General features: G+C 32.1%; 4 protein-coding genes. 1 reads left to right on the forward strand and 3 read right to left on the reverse strand.

From position 1 onward, the window contains the following. On the forward strand, positions 1 to 303 hold a 303-nt coding region (locus tag ABY298_RS14485), incomplete at its 5' end, for a hypothetical protein (RefSeq protein ID WP_372746769.1). 51 nt (positions 304 to 354) lie between these two features. Here the strand turns inward: ABY298_RS14485 and ABY298_RS14490 are convergent. The 3 genes from ABY298_RS14490 to ABY298_RS14500 are packed head-to-tail and all read right to left on the reverse strand — an operon-like array spanning position 355 to position 5,249. Beyond that, positions 355 to 1,065, reverse strand: coding sequence for a hypothetical protein (locus tag ABY298_RS14490; protein WP_372746770.1), 711 nt, complete (start codon positions 1,063 to 1,065; stop codon positions 355 to 357). Further along, positions 1,062 to 4,229 carry a thrombospondin type 3 repeat-containing protein gene (locus ABY298_RS14495; protein ID WP_372746771.1) on the reverse strand — a complete coding sequence of 1,056 codons (3,168 nt, stop codon included), beginning with the start codon at positions 4,227 to 4,229 and terminating at the stop codon, positions 1,062 to 1,064. The genes ABY298_RS14490 and ABY298_RS14495 overlap by 4 nt, the downstream gene beginning before the upstream one ends. A gap of 3 nt (positions 4,230 to 4,232) precedes the next feature. Then, positions 4,233 to 5,249 carry a hypothetical protein gene (locus ABY298_RS14500; RefSeq protein ID WP_372746772.1) on the reverse strand — a complete coding sequence of 339 codons (1,017 nt, stop codon included), beginning with the start codon at positions 5,247 to 5,249 and terminating at the stop codon, positions 4,233 to 4,235. Positions 5,250 to 5,726: the final 477 nt, after the last annotated feature.

The following is a 5,726-nucleotide window of genomic DNA, read 5'->3' on the forward strand; positions in this document are numbered from 1 at the left end:
ATTACCAAAATTGACAGTTTACTTGATGATTTATTAGGAAAAGAAGATGAAAGACAAGGCATAACAGATACAGAATTTCCGAGTACAATTTCTTATTTATATACTGCACGTGGGTATGTAAATGCTTTACAACAATTACCCAGAATTACAGAAACTACCTTAATTAATAATGCCGATGCAAAAGTGCGAGAAGTAATTTTAAAAATTAATGATTTTTATAAAACTGATTGGTTAGTTTATCGAAATTCAGTAGAAAATATTCAACTTAACAAATTTGAAGAAATTGATTTATTAAAATACTAACTGAAAAAAGCCCTAAAACATTATATTTTAGGGCTTTTAATTTTTCAATATTTAATTAATTTTAAAATTATAAATTCCAGAATCTGAAGAATTACCTTTTGAATCTTTTGTGATAATTTTCCAATAGTAAATAGTATTTGCAGTTACTGCAATACCGGTTAATTCGGTACTTGTATGATTTGCTTTGTGCAAACTTGGCGGATTGGCAGCTGCAAAATAAATATCGTAACCAGCAATATTATTTTCAACAGCACTTCCTGCCCATTTTAAATCTACTTTTCCATTTGAAGCAGTTACAAAAGCACCCATTTCTGGAGCAATAATTTCAGCTGGAAAAGGTGGATATGAAATTGTTCCATCTCCAGCATTGTAAAATTTCCATGTTAAACTTGAAGCAGTTTGAGAAACCGAATTCGATTTTGAAATTACTCTCCATGAATAAGGCGTAGCCCTATCTAAGGTTACCATTTTAATATTTGTGGTGCTTGTATAATTTGTACTTACCCCTGTTTTCAAATTTTTTACAGTCAATTCGTACAAATCTGTATTCGCTGCAATTCTCCATTCAAAAGTAACATCGCTTTTTGTTGCGGTAACATTTGTACCCTGATTACATTCTGAATTTTGTGCAGGCGCAACTAATACCGCTGCATCTGGCGGATTTTTTGGTGGCGGCGTTGGATCGTCATCATCTCCACCTCCACCGCAACTTAAAATAAAGAATCCAACTAGTATGATTGATAGATATTTATATGTTCTCATAATTTAATCAGTTTAAAGTTAAACTGTTTTGTTGCAGTTTTTACAACAATAAAATACACTGAAGCTGGAAAATTCTCCACTTCTAATTTCACACTGTTATTTGAAGATTTATAGTTTTTAACTTCCATTAACTGCTTGTTGGTATTGTAAATTTCAACCGAAATCCCTTCATTTAAAGATTCTCCAACATACAATATGACATTTCCTTTTGTTGGATTTGGATACAAGGTCAATTCAGAAAATATTTCAATAGTTTCTATATAAACTCCCTGACAATCGTTTACTGTTTTAACTTCTAACAGATTTACACCTTCTTTTAATTGTAAACTAATCTCATTTTTAGAAGTACTGAACTGCTCTCCATTTAATTCAATAAAATATTCATCAGATCCAAATAAACTTAAATCAACAGTTTTATTTTTAGCACTCACTTTAGATAACACTGCTAAATCATCAGGCTCAACTATCACAATTGTAAAACATTGCTCATAATTAGCTTTACCTGTAACTGTAAAACAAACAGTGTAAGTACCGGCACTTAAATTGGTAATTTCTGTTGAAGTTGTAAATTGTTTAGAAGTATTTAAACCGTTTCCTGAAATTGTTACAGTATACGCATTTGATTGCGCTGCAGTTATGGTTATTTTACCATTATTGCTATTTCTACAAGTTTCACCAGTAATGGTAATAGTATAGTTTGAACTTGGTAGTAAAAACACTGGACAACCATGCACATCAATTACTTCGCCATTTGGCGTGTCTGGACATTGGTCTAAGGCATTGTTAACTCCATCGTTATCATCATCTAATTGCGAATCGCTACAACCATTTGCATTTACAGTTTCTCCTGAAGGTGTGTTGGCACAAGAATCATTGGCATCGGCAACTCCATCAGCATCAGCATCAGGACAACCATTTGCAGTTCCAGAAACCAACGGACAATTGTCGTTTATATCTAAAACACCATCGTTATCATCATCATCACAAACATTACCTATTCCATCCGAATCTGTATCTAATTGATCTGCATTGGCAACTGAATTACAATTGTCTAACCCATCAATAATTCCATCATTATCACTGTCTAAAATAGTAGTGCAATCTGAAATAACAGTACAGCTGTCAACCGTAATTTCCACAGCATAAGAACCTGCCAAAGTTGGACTATAAATTTGTGATGTTGCACCATTAATTGCAGCATTTGCATTGATACAATCTACCCATTGGTAAGTTGCGCCAGTTTGTGTAGCGGTAATTGCAGTACCAGTTGAAGTAACGGTTTTATCAATTTCATTTTTAAATGAAACCGAAATAATATCTGAAGTTATAGAACACCCTGCAGCTGCAGTAACAGTTACACTATAATCACCTGCAACGGTTGGACTGATACTTTTAGTAATTTCACCATTAGACCATACATAAGTTCCAGTAGCAGTAGCAGTTAAAGTTACGGTTGTACCAAAACAAGCTGGAAAAGTTGTGTTTGAAGTCACTTCTTTTGAAGGCGTATCAACCACTTTTACTTTTTTAGTTATTACACTGTCTTTTGCACTTCCAGTATCTGTAACTGTTAAACTCACATCAAATTCACCAAATGTAGCGTAGGTGTGTGTTGCATTTACATCGGAACTTGAATTTCCATCTCCAAAATCCCAAAGCTGTGCATCAAAATCAATACTTTCATTGGTAAAAGTTAAAGCATTGCCTAAACAAGTTTCATCAGTATCTACTGAGAATATGGCAACTGGTAATACTTCTTTTGTAAAAGTTTCTTTTAAAACACCACTCCAATAGCCGTGACTATCTTTAAACTGAAGATTTATAGTATACGAACCTTGCCAAACGTTGCTAACATTTATTGGCGCAACAGTTTCTAAAGGTGTTATTGGAGGAGATAAAACAACTTCAACCATTTTATCAAAAGCATCATCAACCCAATAGCGATAGGCAATAATTTTATTGTCGGATAAATCTTGTTCTTTAAACTTTAAGAAAAATTCAGATTTTACGCCACTCCATAAATTAGAATCGTCTTTAAAACGAATGTTAAACGTATTAATTCCATTTTGAAGTGCGTTAGCATCTATACTTGTTACTAAATTTAATTGTTCGGTAGCTGTTACGCTTTCTGAAATTCGAGAAGCTGACTCGTTATTATACCAATATTCATAAGCTATAATTTTTCTATTGATATCGGTGCTTTCTGGTGCTTTGTAGAAAAACTCACTCAATACGCCACTCCATAAATTAGAATCGTCTTTAAAACGAATGTTAAAAGTATTGATACCGTTTTGAAGCGCACTTGCATCTAAACTTGTAACTAAATTAAAAGTTTCTGTTCCTGTTACGCTTTCTGAAACTCGTGTAGCGGCATTGTTGTTATACCAATATTCGTATTCAACAATTGCTCTATTTGCTGAAGTGCTTTGTGGTGCTTTGTAAAAAAATTCTGTTAATACACCACTCCATAAACCAGAATCATCTCTAAATCGAATGTTAAAAGTATTGATACCGTTTTGAAGTGCACTTGCATCTAAAGTTGTAACTAAATTAAAAGTTTCAGCTCCTGTTACACTTTCTGAAATTCGTGTAGCAGCATTGTTGTTATACCAGTATTCGTACCCAACAATTGCTCTATTTGCTGAAGTGCTTTGCGGTGCTTTGTAGAAAAATTCTGTTAACACACCACTCCATAAACCAGAATCATCTCTAAATCGTATGTTAAAAGTATTGATACCACTTTGAAGCGCACTGGCATCAATATTTGAAACTAAATTTAAAGTTTCTGTTCCTGTAACCGTTTGTGATATTCTTGAATTTGCATTGTTATTAAACCAATATTCATACCCAACAATTGCTCTATTTGCCGAAGTACTTTGTGGTGCTTTGTAAAAAAACTCACTTAATACACCACTCCATAAATTCGCATTGTCTTTAAACCGAATATTAAAGGTGTTTATGCCGTACGACAAACCGTCTGTGGCTATACTTTTATTTAGCTCAAAGGTTTCTGAAGGTGTTGTAATATTGGTAGATACTTTATTTAAGTAATCGTTGTTAAACCAATAATCATATGACACCACTTCAACCTGAGCCAAACATTGGACACTAATAAGCAAACTCATTAATATCCACTTTCGCGGTATTAATTGTGCTATAGCCATTGTTTAGTTTTTTTGAGCGTTAACTTTAATATTAATATTTAACATTCCATTATTATCTGTTGAAGATGAAATGTTTTGTGTGCTAATATGCGGTGTAATTGGCATATTTGCTGTTTTAAAAGGGAAATTACCTCCATAAATCCCTACTTGTGTTGCAGGATTATCAGCTCCTAAATAAGTTTCAGGCACTTGTAAATGATAATCATGTGTATAATCAAACGCATAACCCGTTTGGTTTACAAAAATATCTGCTTGAGCAACGCCTAAATAATTGTTTATTAAAATTGGAGAAGTTCCGTAATTAGGAGCTGCAGAAACAAAAAGATTGTTTTTATAGGTATTTCCATTTCCATTGCTAATGTAATTACCATAGGTTTGTATTATTACATTATTACTAATTTCATTATTATTTGAATTACTAAAAAGATTAGCACTACCATAATACAAAAAAATATTATTTTTAAACACATTAGCATTGCTATAATTAACATAGTTATAAAGAATACTATTAAATATAGCAGAATTGGTTGCGTTATTTAAATTAACATGGTTTAATATACACTCTATAAAGGTAATATTGGTTGAGTTTACAGCTGTACCTTGTATTGTAGTACTTCCATCAATTTTTACTCTTCTAATGGTAAAGGCATTTACAGAAGCGTTGGTATCTGTATAAAATTGGTTTTTAAGATTTACGCCTTCTAAATAAAAATTATCGGCATTTTCGGTCAAAATAAAATCGCCAGTAATAGTAGTTGGGTTGGTTGCCGCCGTAGAATCTGGGTAATGCCCAACACCATAAATAAACAATTGCTTGTCAAAATTGGCTGGCGCAACAAAAGAACCACCCGATAAATAAATTGTATCGCCTGCAACAGAAGCAGCATAGGCAGCTTTAAAAGGGTCTACCCCAGTAAAAATTTCTGTTCCGGTTGCTTTGTGTAATGCAACAGAAACCATTTGAGCTTGTATAGAAATACTTGCTACTAATAGTCCAATAAAAAATAGTTTTGTTTTCATATCCGCTTATTTTTAAATTAATTCAAATTTAATGGAGTAATTGCATGAGCAACTTTTCCTAATGTGCGCATATTGGGAAGTAATTAAATAAGCCTTGCTAGAGAGCTTATATAATACTTAAAAATACAAAAAAAAACAATAAATTGTCTTCATTATCTGCCCTAAACAATAATTTATAAAGATTCTAAACAAAAGGAATATCTGAAAATGGACTTTTTAATAACTCTTAATTTTTTTCTGTTTCTATATTTTTCAAAAAAAATAATAAAATTTTGAAAAAAGTTTTACTGATGTTGTTTTGCAAACACCTATAATTAAATAAAAACGCCCGTTAATTTGCCAAATTTGAAGAAACTAAACATTTTTTATTCTTCCAAGTATTACTCAATTCTTGAACAGTAATAATTCTATTATTACAGGTTAAATAATTACCTAAGCTATCCTTTTTTATTACTTTTAATTCGCCTTTTAAAATGG

This window comes from Lutibacter sp., assembly GCF_041596795.1.
Lineage (GTDB): Bacteria > Bacteroidota > Bacteroidia > Flavobacteriales > Flavobacteriaceae > Lutibacter.